At 60.7% G+C, this 16,333-nt stretch carries 13 protein-coding genes; 12 read left to right on the forward strand and 1 reads right to left on the reverse strand.

Going from position 1 to position 16,333, the window contains the following annotated elements; translation table 11 throughout:
* Nucleotides 1-3: 3 nt before the first annotated feature.
* The 12 genes from ACNYC6_RS15500 to madM all read left to right on the forward strand — a co-directional run bounded on the left by ACNYC6_RS15500 (nt 4) and on the right by madM (nt 15,281).
* On the forward strand, nt 4-6,033 hold the full coding sequence (locus ACNYC6_RS15500; protein WP_419708164.1) for an Hpt domain-containing protein: 6,030 nt from the start codon (nt 4-6) through the stop codon (nt 6,031-6,033).
* Nucleotides 6,026-6,493, forward strand: a complete 468-nt coding sequence (locus tag ACNYC6_RS15505) for a chemotaxis protein CheW (RefSeq protein WP_419708165.1) — start codon at nt 6,026-6,028, stop codon at nt 6,491-6,493. Before ACNYC6_RS15500 ends, ACNYC6_RS15505 begins: the two co-directional genes overlap by 8 nt.
* 346 nt (nt 6,494-6,839) lie before the next feature.
* Entirely contained in the window at nt 6,840-7,940 is a 1,101-nt protein-coding gene (locus ACNYC6_RS15510) for an RHS repeat-associated core domain-containing protein (protein ID WP_419708166.1), read from the forward strand.
* Nucleotides 7,941-8,043: 103 nt separating this feature from the next.
* The gene (gene mdcA, locus ACNYC6_RS15515) at nt 8,044-9,714 is read left to right on the forward strand and encodes a malonate decarboxylase subunit alpha (protein ID WP_419708167.1); all 1,671 of its coding nucleotides are present in this window, start codon (nt 8,044-8,046) and stop codon (nt 9,712-9,714) included.
* Complete coding sequence (locus tag ACNYC6_RS15520) at nt 9,714-10,589, forward strand: triphosphoribosyl-dephospho-CoA synthase (RefSeq protein ID WP_419708168.1); 876 nt, start codon at nt 9,714-9,716, stop codon at nt 10,587-10,589. The genes mdcA and ACNYC6_RS15520 overlap by 1 nt, the downstream gene beginning before the upstream one ends.
* Complete coding sequence (locus ACNYC6_RS15525; protein WP_034147532.1) at nt 10,589-10,888, forward strand: malonate decarboxylase subunit delta; 300 nt, start codon at nt 10,589-10,591, stop codon at nt 10,886-10,888. The genes ACNYC6_RS15520 and ACNYC6_RS15525 overlap by 1 nt, the downstream gene beginning before the upstream one ends.
* On the forward strand, nt 10,881-11,732 hold the full coding sequence (locus ACNYC6_RS15530; RefSeq protein WP_419708169.1) for a biotin-independent malonate decarboxylase subunit beta: 852 nt from the start codon (nt 10,881-10,883) through the stop codon (nt 11,730-11,732). Before ACNYC6_RS15525 ends, ACNYC6_RS15530 begins: the two co-directional genes overlap by 8 nt.
* Nucleotides 11,729-12,532, forward strand: coding sequence for a biotin-independent malonate decarboxylase subunit gamma (mdcE, locus tag ACNYC6_RS15535; protein ID WP_419708170.1), 804 nt, complete (start codon nt 11,729-11,731; stop codon nt 12,530-12,532). The genes ACNYC6_RS15530 and mdcE overlap by 4 nt, the downstream gene beginning before the upstream one ends.
* The gene (locus tag ACNYC6_RS15540; protein ID WP_419708171.1) at nt 12,526-13,146 is read left to right on the forward strand and encodes a malonate decarboxylase holo-ACP synthase; all 621 of its coding nucleotides are present in this window, start codon (nt 12,526-12,528) and stop codon (nt 13,144-13,146) included. Before mdcE ends, ACNYC6_RS15540 begins: the two co-directional genes overlap by 7 nt.
* Nucleotides 13,143-14,054, forward strand: coding sequence for a malonate decarboxylase subunit epsilon (mdcH, locus tag ACNYC6_RS15545; protein ID WP_419708172.1), 912 nt, complete (start codon nt 13,143-13,145; stop codon nt 14,052-14,054). The genes ACNYC6_RS15540 and mdcH overlap by 4 nt, the downstream gene beginning before the upstream one ends.
* A 64-nt stretch (nt 14,055-14,118) precedes the next feature.
* The gene (gene madL, locus ACNYC6_RS15550) at nt 14,119-14,511 is read left to right on the forward strand and encodes a malonate transporter subunit MadL (protein ID WP_338583659.1); all 393 of its coding nucleotides are present in this window, start codon (nt 14,119-14,121) and stop codon (nt 14,509-14,511) included.
* A 5-nt stretch (nt 14,512-14,516) separates the two neighbouring features.
* Nucleotides 14,517-15,281 (forward strand): malonate transporter subunit MadM, encoded by a 765-nt coding sequence (gene madM / locus ACNYC6_RS15555; protein ID WP_419708173.1) that lies wholly within the window; start codon nt 14,517-14,519, stop codon nt 15,279-15,281.
* A 112-nt stretch (nt 15,282-15,393) separates the two neighbouring features.
* Here the strand turns inward: madM and ACNYC6_RS15560 are convergent, their stop codons facing one another.
* Nucleotides 15,394-16,308: a LysR substrate-binding domain-containing protein gene (locus ACNYC6_RS15560; protein WP_419708174.1), complete on the reverse strand. Its 915-nt coding sequence runs from the start codon at nt 16,306-16,308 to the stop codon at nt 15,394-15,396.
* Nucleotides 16,309-16,333 lie beyond the last annotated feature (25 nt).

Here is a 16,333-nt window from a genome sequence, read left to right on the forward strand (position 1 = left end):
GTTATGGGTGATCGGCACGACTATGTGGCCCTCGAATGGGTCAAAGGCGAGATTGCCGAAACGTTGAAGCAGGCTCATCACGCGATCGAAACCCAGCTTGATGACCCGCAGGCGACGCACGCCCTGAGCGAATGCCTGGCGTGCATCCATCAGGTTCACGGCAGTTTGCAGATGGTCGAATTCTACGGCGCGGCCCTGCTTGCCGAAGAAATGGAACAACTGGTCAGCGCCTTGCAACAGGGGCGTGTCAGCCATCGTGACGAAGCGCTGCACCTGATGCTGCAAGCCCTAGGGCAACTGCCGATTTACCTCGACCGGGTACAAAGTGCCCGCCGCGACTTGCCGCTGGTGGTGCTGCCGTTGATCAACGACCTGCGCAGCGCCCGTGGCGAAAGCCTGTTGTCGGAAACCAGCCTGTTCAGCCCGCAATTGCCGGACCTGCCGCCGCTGGACGCAGAGTCCCTGGCATTGCTGGAACCGGCGGACCTGCCGAATGTGCTGCGCAAGTTGCGGCAGATGTTGCAGATGGCTTTGGTTGGTTTGTTGCGCGAACAGGATGATGATACCCACCTCGGTTATCTGGCCAAGGTCTTTACCCGTCTCGAAAGCCTGTGCGGCAACGCGCCGCTGAGCCCGTTGTGGCAGGTCGCTTCGGCGCTGGTCGAAGGCATGCGCGGCGGCGCGATCGCCAATAGTCCGGCCTTGCGCAGCCTGTTCAAGGACGCCGACAAAGAACTCAAGCGTCTGCTCGAACAGGGGATGGGCGCAATCAACGAACCGGCGCCGCCGGAGCTGCTCAAAAGTTTGCTGTTTTACATTGCCAAGGCCGAACACCCCACCGGGCAGATGCTGACCATGAAAGATCGCTACGGACTGGACGATGCGCTGCCCAACAGCGCGATGGTCGATGAAGAACGCGCACGGCTGGCCGGTCCTGACCGCGATGCCATGCGTTCGGTATTGGCCGCGTTGTGCGAAGAACTGGTGCGGGTCAAAGAGCGCCTGGACCTGTTCGTGCGCAGTGACCGGCAACACACCGCCGATCTCGACAGCCTGCTGGCGCCGCTGCGGCAAATCGCAGACACCCTGGCGGTGCTGGGTTTCGGCCAGCCGCGCAAGGTCATCATCGATCAACTGGCGGTGGTGCTGAGCCTCGCGCAGGGCCAGCGCGCGCCCGATGACGCGATCCTCATGGACGTCGCCGGGGCCTTGCTCTACGTCGAAGCCACGCTGGCCGGCATGGTCGGTACGGTGGAGCCCGAGAGCCAGGAAGACAGTCGCCTGCCGACCACCGACCTGACACAGATCCATCAGATCGTGATCAAGGAAGCACGCATCTGCCTGCAACAGGCCAAGGACATGATCGTCGACTACATCGACGCCGACTGGGATCGTCAGCATTTGCAGGCACTGCCGGCCTTGCTGACCCAGGTGCGTGGCGCGCTGGCGATGATTCCGTTGAGCCGCGCCGCGAGCCTGATCGAAACCTGCAACCACTTCATCCGCGAACATCTGCTGCTCGACCCCGGCCAGCCCGGCTGGCAGGAACTCGACAGCCTGGCCGACGTCATCACCAGCCTCGAATATTACCTTGAGCGCCTCAGCGACGACCCCGAGGCGCCCGGTGAACAATTGCTCGATGTGGCGGAAAAAAGCCTGGCATCGCTCGGTTTCTTCCCTAATGAAAAGCCCAGCGAACAACATGTGCCAGTGCTTGACGATGTGCTGAGCCCCAGCGAAGCGCAAATCATGCAACAGCGCCAGGAACTGGACGCTCCGACCATCGTCCAGACCCTGGCCGATGTGCTCGCCAATCCGGTTTCGACCCTGAACCCGCCCGCCCTGAATACGCCGGGCAGTCTGTTGCCGCCCCCTCTTGGCGAGGAGCCGGTGGACGATGAATTACGCGAAGTGTTCCTCGAAGAAACCGATGAAGTCCTGGAAATTCTTCGCGAGTATTTGCCGCGCTGGTCGATCAATCCCGACAACCGTTCGGCCCTGAGTGAATTGCGCCGCGCTTTCCATACCCTCAAGGGCAGCGGTCGCATGGTCCGTGCGCTGGTGCTCGGTGAACTGGCCTGGGCCGTGGAGAACCTGCTCAACCGCGTACTGGAAAACAGCGTGGAACCGGGCGCCACGGTGCAGCAACTGATTGGTGATGTACTTAACCTGCTGCCGGAACTGGTGGCTGAATACGCCGCCAATGCCCAGCGCCAACGCAATGATGTCGATCAATTGGCCGCTCGCGCCCATGCCTTGGCCAAGGGTGAAGAGCCGATATCCGAGGAAGACACCCGAGACGTCTCGGCACTGGATCCGCTGTTGCTGGAGATCTTCCGCAAAGAAGCCGAAACCCATTTGGGCAGCCTCAATCGTTTCCTCGACCGGGCCGCCGAACATGTGCCGTTGCAGGCCAGTGACGAATTGCTGCGTGCCTTGCACACCCTCAAGGGCAGTGCGTCGATGGCCGGGGTTTTGCCGATTGTCGAACTCGCCACGCCGCTGGATCAACTGGCCCGGGAATACAAGGCCCACCAGATCGCCCTGGACCTGGATGAAGTCGAAGTGCTGCTGGAGGCCGAAGGTTTGTTCCGGCTCGGTTTGCGTCAGCTCAGGACCGATCCGCTGGCCGAGATCCCCCACGCCGGAGCGTTGATCGAGCGGGCTCGGGCGATGCTGGCCGAGCGTCTGCAAAACCTCCTGGATACTCCGAGCAGCGGCTTGCGCATCAAGCGTGATCCCCAGCTGATCAACAACTTCCTGGCCGAAGGCATGGACATCCTGCTCGACGCCGAAAGCCTGTTGCAACGCTGGCAGCAACACCCCGGCGAGCGTCAGGAACTGAGTGCGTTGCTGGACGAATTGACCACCCTCGGCGAAGGCGCGCACCTGGCCGATCTGCATCCGGTGGATGAACTCTGCGAAGCCTTGCTTGACCTCTACGGTGCCGTCGAAGAAAGCAGCCTGGCCGTCAGCGAGGCGTTTTTCCACGAGGCGCAAAGTGCCCACGAAGCGCTGATCAACATGCTCGACGAACTGGCCGCCGGCCAGGAAGTCACGCCGCGCCCGGATCGGGTTCGCGCCTTGCACGATTTGCTCGACCAGAGCCTCGACCCGTCGGCCATGGGCCTGATTCGCAGCGACGGCAGCCGTTCGGTCAGCATTCGTGACCTGTCTGATGCCACCGCCGAACTTGAAAACACCTTGCCCTCTGACCCTGTAGGAGCAAGCTCGCTCGCGATGGACTCACAGACGCCGCGTTTATCCCATGACAACGCGTCATCGTTAACACCCTTCGCGAGCGAGCTCGCTCCTGCAGGAGAGCGTGAGCTGGACGACGAGATCGTTTCGATCTTCCTCGAAGAAGCGGTGGACATCCTCGAAAGCGCCGGCCAGGCCTTGCAGCGCTGGTTGAACGAACCGCAAAACGGCGCACCGCTCTCGTCCTTGCAACGCGACCTGCACACCCTCAAAGGTGGCGCGCGGATGGCCGAGGTCGAGCCGGTCGGTGATCTGGCCCATGAGCTGGAAAGCCTCTACGAAGGCCTGGTGGATCGCCGCTACAGCCACAGTGAAGTGCTTGCGCAGTTGCTGCAGCACAGCCATGACCAGTTGGCCCAATTACTTGAGCAGTTGCAGAATCGCCAGCCATTGGGCGACCCGAGCGAGCTGGTCGAGGCGATTCGCGCGTTCCGTCAGGGCCACGCGGGCCACGCCGAGGTGATCGAGCCGGCGGCCGGCAACGATTCGGCGCATCACGACAGCGAGCTGCTGGACATCTTCCTCGAGGAAGGTTTCGACATCATCGAGAGCTCCGGCGCGGCGCTGGTGCGCTGGCAGGCTGAGCCTTCGAGCCGCCAGGAAGTGGAAACCCTGCTGCGCGACCTGCACACCCTCAAGGGCGGTGCGCGGATGGTGGAAATTACCCCTATCGGCGACCTGGCCCATGAGCTGGAATTTCTCTACGAAGGCTTGTCGGCCGGTGCACTGAAACCGACAGGCGCGCTGTTCGAACTGCTGCAACGCAGCCATGACCGGCTGGCGCAAATGCTCGACGCGGCCCGTGCCGGTGAGCCGTTGCCGCCGGCCGACCGACTGATCGACGCGATCAAGAACTTCAGTCACCCGGCAGTGCCCGAAGCCCCGCCTCCCATCGTGTTGTCCGCAGCGGCAAAACCTGAGGCGCCGCCGTTGCAAGCGGATGCCGGTGCGGACATGGTCAAGGTCTCGGCGGAACTGCTCGACGACCTGGTCAACCTGGCCGGCGAAACGTCGATCTTCCGTGGCCGGATCGAACAGCAGGTCAGCGATGCCCAGGTGGCGCTGAACGAGATGGAAACCACCATCGAGCGGATACGCGACCAGTTGCGCCGCCTCGATACCGAAACCCAGGGGCGGATTCTAAGCCGCCAGCAAGTCGATGCCGAGCGCCTGGGTTACGAAGAATTCGACCCACTGGAGATGGATCGTCACTCGCAGTTGCAGCAACTGTCGCGTGCGCTGTTCGAATCCGCCTCCGACTTGCTCGACCTCAAGGAAACCCTCGACCGGCGTAATCAGGACGCGGAAAACCTGCTGCAACAGCAGGGCCGCATCAACACCGAGTTGCAGGAAGGCTTGATGCGCACGCGCATGGTGCCGTTCGAGCGGATGTTGCCGCGCTTGAAACGCATCGTCCGTCAGGTGGCCGGTGAGTTGGGCAAGGACGTGGAGTTCATCGTCGGCAACGCCGAAGGCGAGATGGACCGCAACGTGCTCGAACGCATGGCGGCACCACTGGAGCACATGCTGCGTAATGCTGTGGACCATGGGCTTGAGTCTGCTGAGGTGCGGGTCGCGGCGGGTAAACCGGCGCAGGGGCGGATCACCCTCGACCTGTTGCGCGAGGGCGGCGACATCATTTTCGACATCCGCGACGACGGTGCCGGCGTGCCGCTGGACGCCGTGCGGCGCAAGGCAATCAAGCGCGGTTTGCTCGATCCGAACAGTGAAATCAGCGACCGCGACGTGTTGCAGTTCATCCTGCAACCGGGATTTTCCACCGCCGAGAAAATCACCCAAATCTCCGGTCGCGGTGTCGGCATGGACGTGGTGCACGAAGAGGTGCGGCAACTGGGCGGCAGCATGAGCATCGACTCGGTACCGGGGCAGGGCGTGCACTTCCGCATCCGCCTGCCGTTCACCGTGTCGGTCAATCGGGCGCTGATGGTGCAATGCTTTGAGGATCAGTATGCGATCCCGTTGAACACCATCGAAGGCATCGTCCGCGTGTTGCCCAACGAACTCGAAGGGCATTTCCGCCTCGATCCACCGACCTACGAATACGCCGGGCAACGCTACGAGCTGTGCTACCTGGGCGAGTTGCTGAAGACCAGCCCCCGGCCAAAACTCTTGGGCCAGAGCTTGCCGCTGCCGGTGCTGCTGGTGCAATGCAACGATCGGCACATCGCGGTGCAAGTCGATGCCATGGCCGGCACCCGCGAGATCGTGGTCAAGAGCCTCGGCCCGCAGTTCGCAGCGGTCCAGGGTGTCTCCGGAGCGACGATTCTGGGGGATGGCCGGGTGGTGCTGATTCTCGATTTGCTGGCGCCGATTCGGGCGATGCAGGCCTACGTACCGCAACGCCCGGTGAGTCACGAAACCGAGGCCGAACCGCAGCGACCATTACTGGTGATGGTGGTCGACGACTCGGTCACCGTGCGCAAGGTCACCAGTCGTTTGCTTGAACGTCACGGCATGCACGTACTGACCGCCAAGGACGGTGTCGACGCCTTGCTGCTGCTCGAAGAACACCTGCCGGACGTGATGCTGCTGGACATCGAAATGCCGCGCATGGACGGCTTCGAAGTGGCGACCCAGGTACGCAATGACGAGCGCTTGCAGCACCTGCCGATCATCATGATCACCTCCCGCACCGGCCAGAAACATCGCGACCGGGCCATGGCCATCGGCGTCAACGACTACCTCGGCAAGCCGTACCAGGAATCGGTACTGCTCGAAAGCATCGCCCTGTGGAGCAAAACCCATGCTTGAGCGGCGCATCAATCAGCACAGCATCAACCTCACCGGGCTGCTGCTGCCTCTGGCCGACCGCAACCTGATCCTGCCCAACGTGGCGATCGCCGAGCTGATCGATTACCAGCCTGCGGCGTTCGATCTGGATACTCCGCCGTGGTATCTGGGGCGGGTCGCCTGGCGCAACCGGCAGATCCCGCTGCTCAGTTTCGAGTCGGCATGCGGGCAGAAAATCGTCATCGGCGAACGCGCGCGGATCGTCATTCTCAATGCGCTCGGCGGCCGGCCTGAACTGAAGTTCATTGCCATGCTGGTGCAGGGGATTCCACGTTCGTACAAGCTCGACAGCCAGTTGAGCTATGTCGATGTGCCGTTGTGTTCGCTGGAGACAGCGGCGGTGCAGGTGGCGGATCAGGTGGCGAAGGTGCCGGATTTGTTGGCGCTGGAGGCGTTGCTTGTGAATGCGGGGTTGACCTGACGGGCCCCATTGCGAGCAGTCTTGATTCAGCTCGCTCGACGAACAACTGCAACTAATTCGCTGTTCGCTGGGGGATCGGAGTCTTTATTTCAAAGAGAGGGAGTGGCTTTGAATAAGAGAGCCTCCATATTTGTGCGGGCAAACTTGCTCATGCAGCGATTCAGTCATCAATAAAATACAGTCGAACGGAAACAGTGGCGCGCAATTTTCCGAGTTTTTTAATTCGTTAGATTACCCAACACCTTAAGTTGAGGCGAAACTACCTATCAGTTCTGATAGTAGACAAGTCCAGCGCGATCAAGGACTCTGGAAATCGTGCATCCAAGGGTTCAAGGGAGTTTCCGCAATGCATCTTCAACAGGATTCCATTTGCTGCCGTTATGAATATGATCCGTTGGATCGTCTTATTGGCTTGAAACCTTCGGAAAAGGAGGGGCGCCAGCGTTTCTATTGCGATGGTCGACTGGTTACAGAGATTCAAGGTCTTTCTCAATGCTCGATAATGCAGCAGAGTGATCAACTGCTGGCTCAACAGTTGCGTCGGGATGAAAGTGTGGAAACTAACTTGTTGGTCACGGACAGGATGAGTTCGGTATTGCACATGACGGGCAAGTACCTGCAAAGTTCAATTGCGTACACACCTTATGGTCATTTTCGTCCAGAAATCGGATTGACCAGCATGCTGGCTTTCAATGGTGAACGGCGCGACCTCTTCACTGGATGTTATCTGTTGGGTAATGGTTATCGAGCTTTTAACCCAGTGTTGAAGCGTTTTAATAGTCCCGACAGTTTGAGCCCGTTTGGTAAAGGGGGGTTGAATTCATACGCCTATTGTTTGGGCGATCCAGTGAATATGAGTGATCCAACGGGGAATGTTGCATGGTTTAATTTAACTACACGTGAAGTAATGCGCTTGTCTGGAATTGCGCGAGCAGCAGGTAGATCCTCTAAGGGCTTTTTTCCGGAAGTTAATTTCCCCTATCGAGGAGGAAGGCGGAGGTTGCCTTTTGGGCAGGATCACTTATCGAAGTCGATTAATCATAAAGAGGTAGGGGGTGGGCCTAAGAAGCTCTCAGCTCTTGCCGGCGAGGTTATTCGCGAGTATGCAGATGAGCTTGAGATGGCTCCGGGGTTGCGTAAGGTTTTGAAGAGTTTGTCTCCGTCCAATAGAGATGCTTTGGAAGAATTCTCCAAGTCACGAAAAAGCTCTGGAACTATTTTGGATTTGCCTGATAAGTTTGGCGTATTTAATAAGCAACATAAAATAAGAAAAGAAGTGCACGAACAAATTACAACTCTTTCGAGCTACGCTACAGCAGTCAGAACAAGCTTTTCTCCGTCTAACATTACTGATCTACAGTCTAAACTGCCTGGTTTTTTTCGCGGGGGAGATCCCGAGTCCTATTTTCAGGTGGATATGACGTTGCGTCGCGGGATGGATAACTAGTCTTTCATTACTCTGAGCGTAACGATCTGTCGCCATGCTTGATTGATACCGCGTACCCATCACTCCTAAGGTAGCTCCACGACAGCGAACCCGTGGAGTGGTCATGACAACAACAATATCCCCCGACTCGCGATGGACGCGGCGGCGCAGCGAAAAGCAGCGGCGTCTGGCGCAAGTGGCGAGTCTGGCTGACGGTGTGGTGTTGCCCACCGACAACATCGTCGCGGCGCTTGAGGCGTTGATCCTGCCTGGCGACCGCGTGGTACTGGAGGGCAACAACCAGAAACAGGCGGATTTTCTTTCGCGCTCCCTGGCCAAGTCCGATCCGGGCAAGCTCCACGATCTGCACATGATCATGCCCAGCGTCGGCCGCTCCGAGCATCTGGACCTGTTCGAACGCGGCATTGCCCGCAAGCTCGATTTCTCCTTTGCCGGTACGCAAAGCCTGCGCATCAGCCAGTTGCTCGAAGACGGCCTGCTGGAAATCGGCGCGATCCACACCTACATCGAACTCTATGCGCGACTGGTAGTGGACCTGATTCCCAACGTCGTGCTCTCCGCCGGTTTCATGGCCGACCGCGCCGGCAACATCTACACCGGACCGAGTACCGAAGACACCCCGGCGCTGATTGAACCGGCGGCGTTCAGCGACGGCATCGTCATCGTTCAGGTCAACCAATTGGTGGACGACGTCAGCGACTTGCCGCGTGTGGACATCCCGGCGTCCTGGGTCGATTTCGTGGTGGTGGCCGACAAGCCGTTCTACATCGAACCACTGTTCACCCGCGACCCGCGGCACATCAAGCCTGTGCATGTGTTGATGGCGATGATGGCGATTCGCGGGATCTACGAAAAACACAACGTGCAGTCGCTCAACCACGGCATCGGTTTCAACACCGCCGCCATTGAACTGATCCTGCCGACCTACGGCGAATCCCTCGGCCTCAAAGGCAAGATCTGCCGCAACTGGACGCTCAATCCGCACCCGACCCTGATCCCGGCGATTGAAAGCGGCTGGGTCGAAAGCGTGCATTGCTTCGGCACCGAACTGGGGATGGAAAACTACATCGCCGCCCGGCCTGATGTGTTCTTTACCGGGCGCGATGGCTCCCTGCGTTCGAACCGGATGTTCAGCCAATTGGCCGGGCAATACGCGGTGGACCTGTTCATCGGCGCCACCCTGCAAGTCGATGGCGACGGTCATTCTTCCACCGTCACCCGTGGGCGCCTGGCCGGTTTCGGTGGGGCGCCGAACATGGGCCACGACCCACGCGGCCGTCGCCACGGCACGCCGGCCTGGCTCGACATGCGCAACACCGACGTGGCCGAACCGATGCTCGAGCGCGGTAAGAAACTCGTGGTGCAAATGGTCGAAACCTTCCAGGAGGGTGGCAAACCGACCTTCGTCGAAACCCTCGATGCGGTCGAGGTAGCGAAAAAAAGCGGCATGCCGCTGGCGCCGATCATGGTGTACGGCGACGACGTCACCCACCTGCTGACTGAAGAGGGCATTGCCTATCTGTACAAGGCGCGCTCGCTGGAAGAGCGCCAGGCAATGATCGCTGCCGTCGCAGGCGTGACCGCCATCGGCCTGCGCCATAACCCGAAAGACACCGCGCGGATGCGCCGCGAAGGCTTGATCGCCTTGCCCGAAGACCTCGGCATCCGCCGCACCGACGCCACCCGTGAATTGCTCGCCGCGAAAAGCGTGGCCGATCTGGTCGAGTGGTCCGGTGGTCTCTACAACCCGCCCGCCAAGTTCAGGAGCTGGTAATGCACGCATTCAACCTGCAACCGAAAACCCTGAGCCTGGCCGAGCGGCTGGCAGATATGGCCGTGGACGCGTTGATTGACGAAGCGGACCTGTCGCCAAAACCGGCACTGGTCGACCGTCGCGGCAATGGCGCCCACACCGATTTGCACCTGGGGCTGATGCACGCTTCTGCACTTTCTCTATGGCCAGCCTTCAAGGAAATGGCCGAAGCCGCCATTGAGATCGGCGAGATCGGTTTGCCGCTGCGCGAAGCCATTGGCCTGATCGGTCGTGAAGGCGAGCAAGCGATGCTCGCGACCACCCATGGCGTAAATACCCATCGCGGCGCAATCTGGGCCTTGGGATTGCTGGTCGCTGCCGCCGCGCTGGTGCCGCAATCCAATGCCGCAAGCGCCATCACCTTGCGCGCTGCGCGGCTGGCCTTGCTCGACGATCGTTACGCGCCGCGCCCCCTCAGCCACGGTGCGCAAGTCGCCCAACGCTACGGCGCTCGCGGTGCCCGTGAAGAAGCGCAACTGGGCTTTCCGGCGGTGACTCAACGCGCTCTGCCGCAACTCAAGCGCAGCCGCGCCAGCGGGCAGGGCGAGCAGAACGCCCGACTCGATGCGTTGCTGGCGATCATGACCAACCTGGCCGACACCTGCGTGCTGTACCGCGCCGGGGAACAAGGCTTGCAGACCATGCAGCTCGGGGCCCAAGCGGTGCTCGACGCAGGCGGCAGTGCCAGCCTCGCCGGTCGTCGTCGGTTGCATGAACTGGACGAACAACTCATCGCATTGAATGCCTCGCCCGGCGGTGCTGCCGACCTGCTCGCAGCCTGCCTGTTCATCGACCGTGTCGAGTCGGGCGACAGCCTTATCCAGGGAGCGTTTTGATGGAAACCTTATCCTTTGAATTCCCCGCCGGACAGCCGCCACGCGGTCGCACGCTGGTGGGGTGTGTCGGCTCCGGCGATCTCGAAGTGTTGATTGAACCGGGACAGGCCGGCAAATTGACCATCACCGTGCAGACCTCGGTCAACGGCAGTGAGCAACGCTGGCAGCATCTATTCGCACGGATGTTCGACGGCCAGACGCCACCGGCCATGGACATCGACATCCACGACTTCGGCGCCACGCCTGGCGTAGTTCGCCTGCGTCTGGAACAAGGCTTTGAGGAGATCGGCCATGACTGACAGCGCAGCCTTGCTCAACAAGCACAGCTTCGTCGAACTGGGGGCGCGGCAACGGGCGAAGGCCTTGCTCGACGCCGGCACCTTTCGCGAATTGATCGATCCGTTTCAGCGCGTCATGTCGCCCTGGTTGTCGCGTCAGGGCGTCGTGCCGCAAGCCGATGACGGTGTGGTCATCGCCAAGGGCAGCATCGACGGATTGCCAGTGGTAATCGCCGCCATCGAAGGCGCTTTCCAGGGCGGCAGCCTCGGCGAAGTCGGCGGGGCAAAAATTGCCGGTGCACTGGAACTGGCCGCCGAAGATAACCGCAAAGGCATACCGATCCGCGCCGTGCTGCTGCTGGAAACCGGTGGCGTGCGCTTGCAGGAGGCCAATCTTGGTTTGGCAGCGATTGCCGATATCCACGCGGCGATTGTCGACCTGCGCCAGTACCAACCGGTGGTCGGCGTGGTCGCAGGCAGCGTCGGTTGCTTCGGTGGCATGTCGATTGCCGCCGGGTTGTGCAGCTACTTGCTGGTGACCCAGGAAGCGCGGCTTGGCCTCAACGGCCCGCAGGTGATCGAACAGGAAGCCGGGCTCGAGGAGTACGATTCGCGCGACCGTCCGTTCATCTGGAGCCTGACCGGTGGCGAGCAGCGCTTCGCCAGTGGCTTGGTGGACCGCTATGTCGCTGACGATGCCGCGCAGATCCGCGAACAAGTCGGTGAATTGCTCAAGCAGGGTTTGCCCGCGCAGCAACGCAGCCGTCAGGCCGACCTGTTCCTGCAACGCTTGGCGCGTCTTGACGCCGAACCGCAAATCGAACCGTCGGTGGTTCGCGACCTGTATCAAGGAGGGCGCTCATGAGCTCGTATTCCCTAAGAGGCTTGAACTGGTTCAACGCCTTGAGCGCCGATGCCAAACCGGTCGACGGTTTGCCGGCCTCGTTGAAAGTCGCCGATGGTTTTCTGGCCGGGCAGCCTGTGCGGTTTATCGCCGTGGTGGCTGACCCTGACAATCGCTTCGTCCGTGCCCGCAATGGCGAGGTAGGTTTGCTCGAAGGTTGGGGGTTGGCCAAGGCTGTGGATGAAGTGATTGCGGCGGATCAGGACAAACCGCAGAAGCGCGCCCTGATCGCCATCGTTGACGTACCAAGTCAGGCTTACGGTCGTCGTGAAGAGGCGCTCGGCATTCATCAGGCGTTGGCCGGCGCGGCGGACAGTTATGCCCGCGCTCGTCTGGCCGGGCATGCTGTCATCGGTCTGCTGGTCGGCAAAGCGATGTCCGGGGCGTTTCTCGCTCACGGATATCAAGCCAACCGCCTGATCGCATTGCGTGATCCGGGCGTGATGGTGCACGCCATGGGCAAGGCGTCGGCGGCGCGGGTAACGTTGCGCAGCGTCGAAGAACTGGAAACCCTGGCCGCCAGCGTGCCGCCGATGGCCTATGACATCGACAGCTATGCCAGCCTTGGTTTGCTGTGGGAAACCTTGTCGGTGGAGCAGATCGACCAGCCGACTTCGGTGGATCTGGCGCGGGTGACTGACTGCCTGACGCAAGCGATGGGCGATGTCGCCGAGAAGGGCGCCGATCTCAGCGGGCGTCTCGGCGCAACCAATCGCGTGGCATCGAGCAAGGTCCGCCAATTGCTGAGAGAACAGTGGTGAACACGTTTCTGGCCCACGACCTGCTCTGGGGCATGACCCCGGCGCAGTTGCCGGCAGACGCGCCTGCGTGGGTGGTCGAATCGCTCACTGCCGGGCAACCGGTGGTGGTGCGTCGCGCGGTGTCGGCGGTGGATCGAATAGCGGTCGGCGTGCGTGGGCGTTTGCGGGAGCAGCGTTATGCGACGTCGATGGCGATGGCTTCGATCAGCCGTCGTGTGACACCGGAAGAACTCTGCCATGTCGATGTCGCCCGCGATTTGCCGGCACTTGATGCCTTGGCGCAATTGCGACTTGCACTCGATGCCTGCGGTTGGGCCTGGGGTGTCAGCGGCAGTGCCGGGTTTGAATTGGCCAGCGGGTTTTCAGCCCTTCATCAGGGCAGTGATCTGGATCTGATTTTGCGCACGCCACAACCTCTGGCGCGTGACCGGGCTCGTGAGCTGGTGGCGTTGCTTGATACGGCGACGTGTGTGGTGGACATGCAATTGCAGACGCCGTTTGGCGCCGTTGCCTTGCGCGAATGGGCCGGTGCGTCGAATCGCGTGTTGCTGAAAACCGCCATCGAAGCTTGTCTGGTGACCGATCCGTGGAACCCGCAGGAGCAAGCAGCGTGAGCAGCTTGCTGGTGTTCCCGGGGCAAGGCGCGCAGCAGCCGGGCATGCTCCAGCGCTTGCCTCGGGAAATCCTGAGTGAGGCGAGCGATGTCCTCAGTGAAGACGTTTTGCTGCTGGATTCTGCCGAGGCATTACGGTCAACAAGGGCGGTTCAGCTTTGCTTGCTGATCGCCGGCGTGGCGGCTTCACGGCAGTTGTCGAGGTCGCCGGATTACGTCGCGGGGCTTTCCATCGGCGCCTATCCGGCAGCGGTGGTGGCCGGTGCCCTGGGTTTCAGCGATGCGTTGCATCTGGTCAGCCTGCGCGGTGAACTGATGCAACGGGCGTATCCGCAGGGCTACGGCATGACCGCGATCATCGGTCTCGATCTGGCCACTGTGGAAGGTTTGCTGGCGCAGGTTCACAGCCTCGATACACCGGTTTATCTGGCCAACATCAACGCCGATAACCAGGTGGTGATTGCCGGCAGTGACGCGGCGATGAAAGCCGTGGCCGAGTTGGCCGGAAGTCGCGGGGCAGGGCTGGCCAAGCGTCTCGCAGTCAGCGTGCCGTCGCACTGTCCACTGCTGGAAGCGCCCGCGAATACCCTCGCAGAAGCCTTCGCCAAGGTGTCATTGCAAACCCCTAAGATCGGTTACCTGAGCGGCAGTCGCGCCCGGCCGGTGATCAAGGTCGATGCGTTGCGCGACGACCTCGCGTTCAACATGTGCCGCGTGGTGGATTGGCGCGGCACTGTGCAAAGCGCTTACGAGCGTGGCGTACGCCTACAGATCGAACTGCCGCCCGGTGCGGTGCTGACCGGGCTGGCGCGCCGGGTGTTCGAGCAAGGCACCGTGATTGCCTTCGACGGTGCACGGCTCGATACCCTGCAGGCGCTGATGCGTGAGGAGGGAAGCCGCCACCCTTAGATCACCGACTCAGGCTTCGAACAACAAAAACAACATTCGACGATGCACTTTGAGGACAACAACAATGATTATTTACGGTGTGGCGTTTCTCGCCTTTTGTACCCTGGTGGGTATCTTCATTGGCGAACTGCTCGGCAAATTGATTGGTGTACCGGCCAACGTCGGCGGCGTCGGCATTGCGATGCTGCTGTTGATTGGACTGGGCAGCTATCTCAATAAAAACGGTTGGTTCAAAGGCAAGACCGAACAGGGCGTGGAGTTCTGGAGTGCGGTCTACATCCCGATTGTCGTGGCGATGGCGGCGCAGCAAAACGTGTATGGCGCGCTCAAGGGCGGGCCGATGGCGATCCTCGCGGGGACTGTGGCGGTGGTGATTGCCTTTGCCCTGGTGCCGGTGCTGGTGCGTATCGGCAACAAACAGCCGACTTCGATTAATCCTGCGAAGACAGTGGGGTAATCGCCATGTACGAATCAATGATGAAGGTGATTACCGGCTACGGCCTGATCAGCGGTTTTCTGATTGTCGGCGTGACCATGTGGGTGTCCTACTGGATGTCCAACACATTCACAAAGGGGCGCCTGCACGGTTCGGCCATCGCCATTCTCCTGGGTCTGGTGCTGTCCTATGTTGGTGGTGCGTTGACCGGTGGCCAGAAGGGCGTGGTGGACATTCCCTTGTTGTCCGGTATCGGTCTGTTAGGCGGCGCGATGCTGCGCGATTTCGCCATTGTTGCCACGGCGTTTGGCGTGAGTGTCGATGAACTCAAACGTGCCGGGTTTGTCGGGGTTTTGGCGTTGTTTGTCGGCGTTGGCACCTCGTTCATCGCCGGTGTCGCCGTGGCGATGGCGTTCGGTTACACCGATGCGGTGAGCCTGACCACGATCGGCGCGGGCGCCGTGACCTACATCGTCGGCCCGGTGACCGGTGCGGCCATCGGTGCCAGCTCCGAAGTCATGGCGCTGTCAATTGCGGCGGGGCTGATCAAGGCGATTCTGGTGATGGTGATGACGCCGTTTGTGGCGCCGTTGATCGGTCTGAACAACCCGCGTAGTGCAGTGATTTTCGGCGGCTTGATGGGCACTTCCAGTGGCGTGGCCGGTGGCTTGGCGGCGACTGATCCGAAGTTGGTGCCTTATGGTTGCCTGACGGCGGCGTTCTATACCGCGCTAGGTTGTTTGCTCGGGCCTTCGGTGTTGTTTTTGATCATGCGTGGACTGCTGGGGTAAGGCGTTGGTTTTTCGTTGAATGGATAGACGCCATCGCCAGCAGGCTGGCTCCCACACTGGAATGCAATCCCCTGTGGGAGCCAGCCTGCTGGCGATGGGCGGCGACCCGGTTTCAGGCTTGCCGATTGGCATACATCCGACACTCCGCCAACAACGCCAGCAGATTCGGATCGCGTTCCTTGGCTTTCAAAAACACCACGCCGATGTGCTGCTGCAACCGGTACTTTTCCTGCAGCGGGATCAGTTTCACCCGGTTCTCGTACACCGCCGCAATCCTCCCCGGCAGCAACGCATAACCCACGCCTGAGCTGACCATGCTCAGCAGGGTGAAGATGTCGTTGACCTGCATCGCCACCTTCGGCTCAAACCCCGCCTGCTCGAACACCCGCTTGCCATCCTGATGTGTGGCGAAGCCCTGGGTCAGGGTGATGAAGGTTTCGTCGCGGACTTCCGCCAGGTCCACTTCGGTCCGTTGCGCGAACTTCGAATCGGCCGGCGTGGCAAGGAAAATATCATCGGAAAACAGCGGGATCTGTTCGCAATCGGGGTCGTTGACGCTGTCGTCCAGCGAGACCAGGATCGCATCGACTTCCATGTTCTTGAGCTTGTAGAGCAAGTCGATATTGGAGCCGAGAATCAGATCGATGTTGAGCTCGCTACGACGGATTTTCAGGCCCATGATCAACTGCGGCACGGTCTTCACCGTCAGCGAATACAGCGAACCCAACTTGAAGCGTTCAGCGGAAAACCCGGCAGCTTCGCGGGTCAGGCGCACGCTTTCGACCACGTCCTGAATCAGCTTCTGCGCCCGTTCTTCCAGCACAAAAGCACTTTCCAATGGCGTCAGGTTGCGGCCCTCGTGCTTGAACAGCGGGCAGCGCAAGGCGCTTTCCAGAGAGTGGATCGCCCGGTGTACGCTGACGTTGCTGGTCTGCAACTCGGCAGCGGCACGGGCGAGGTTGCCGGTGCGCATGAAGGCCAGGAACACCTCAAGTTTTTTCAGGGTCAACTCTTCATCGATCAGCATGGGGCGGACTCTTTTTGGAATGACC

Origin of the sequence: Pseudomonas sp. NFX224, assembly GCF_048565165.1 — a bacterium.
Lineage (GTDB): Bacteria > Pseudomonadota > Gammaproteobacteria > Pseudomonadales > Pseudomonadaceae > Aquipseudomonas.

Bases quoted from the DNA above. Each gene is read 5' to 3' on its own strand.
- ACNYC6_RS15525 (WP_034147532.1), top strand. From the start codon at position 10,589: ATGGAAACCTTATCCTTTGAATTCCCCGCCGGACAGCCGCCACGCGGT.
- ACNYC6_RS15520 (WP_419708168.1), top strand. From the start codon at position 9,714: ATGCACGCATTCAACCTGCAACCGAAAACCCTGAGCCTGGCCGAGCGG.
- ACNYC6_RS15505 (WP_419708165.1), top strand. From the start codon at position 6,026: ATGCTTGAGCGGCGCATCAATCAGCACAGCATCAACCTCACCGGGCTG.
- ACNYC6_RS15510 (WP_419708166.1), top strand. From the start codon at position 6,840: ATGCATCTTCAACAGGATTCCATTTGCTGCCGTTATGAATATGATCCG.
- mdcA (WP_419708167.1), top strand. From the start codon at position 8,044: ATGACAACAACAATATCCCCCGACTCGCGATGGACGCGGCGGCGCAGC.
- ACNYC6_RS15500 (WP_419708164.1), top strand. From the start codon at position 4: ATGGGTGATCGGCACGACTATGTGGCCCTCGAATGGGTCAAAGGCGAG.
- ACNYC6_RS15530 (WP_419708169.1), top strand. From the start codon at position 10,881: ATGACTGACAGCGCAGCCTTGCTCAACAAGCACAGCTTCGTCGAACTG.
- madM (WP_419708173.1), top strand. From the start codon at position 14,517: ATGTACGAATCAATGATGAAGGTGATTACCGGCTACGGCCTGATCAGC.
- madL (WP_338583659.1), top strand. From the start codon at position 14,119: ATGATTATTTACGGTGTGGCGTTTCTCGCCTTTTGTACCCTGGTGGGT.
- ACNYC6_RS15560 (WP_419708174.1), bottom strand. From the start codon at position 16,308: ATGCTGATCGATGAAGAGTTGACCCTGAAAAAACTTGAGGTGTTCCTG.
- mdcE (WP_419708170.1), top strand. From the start codon at position 11,729: ATGAGCTCGTATTCCCTAAGAGGCTTGAACTGGTTCAACGCCTTGAGC.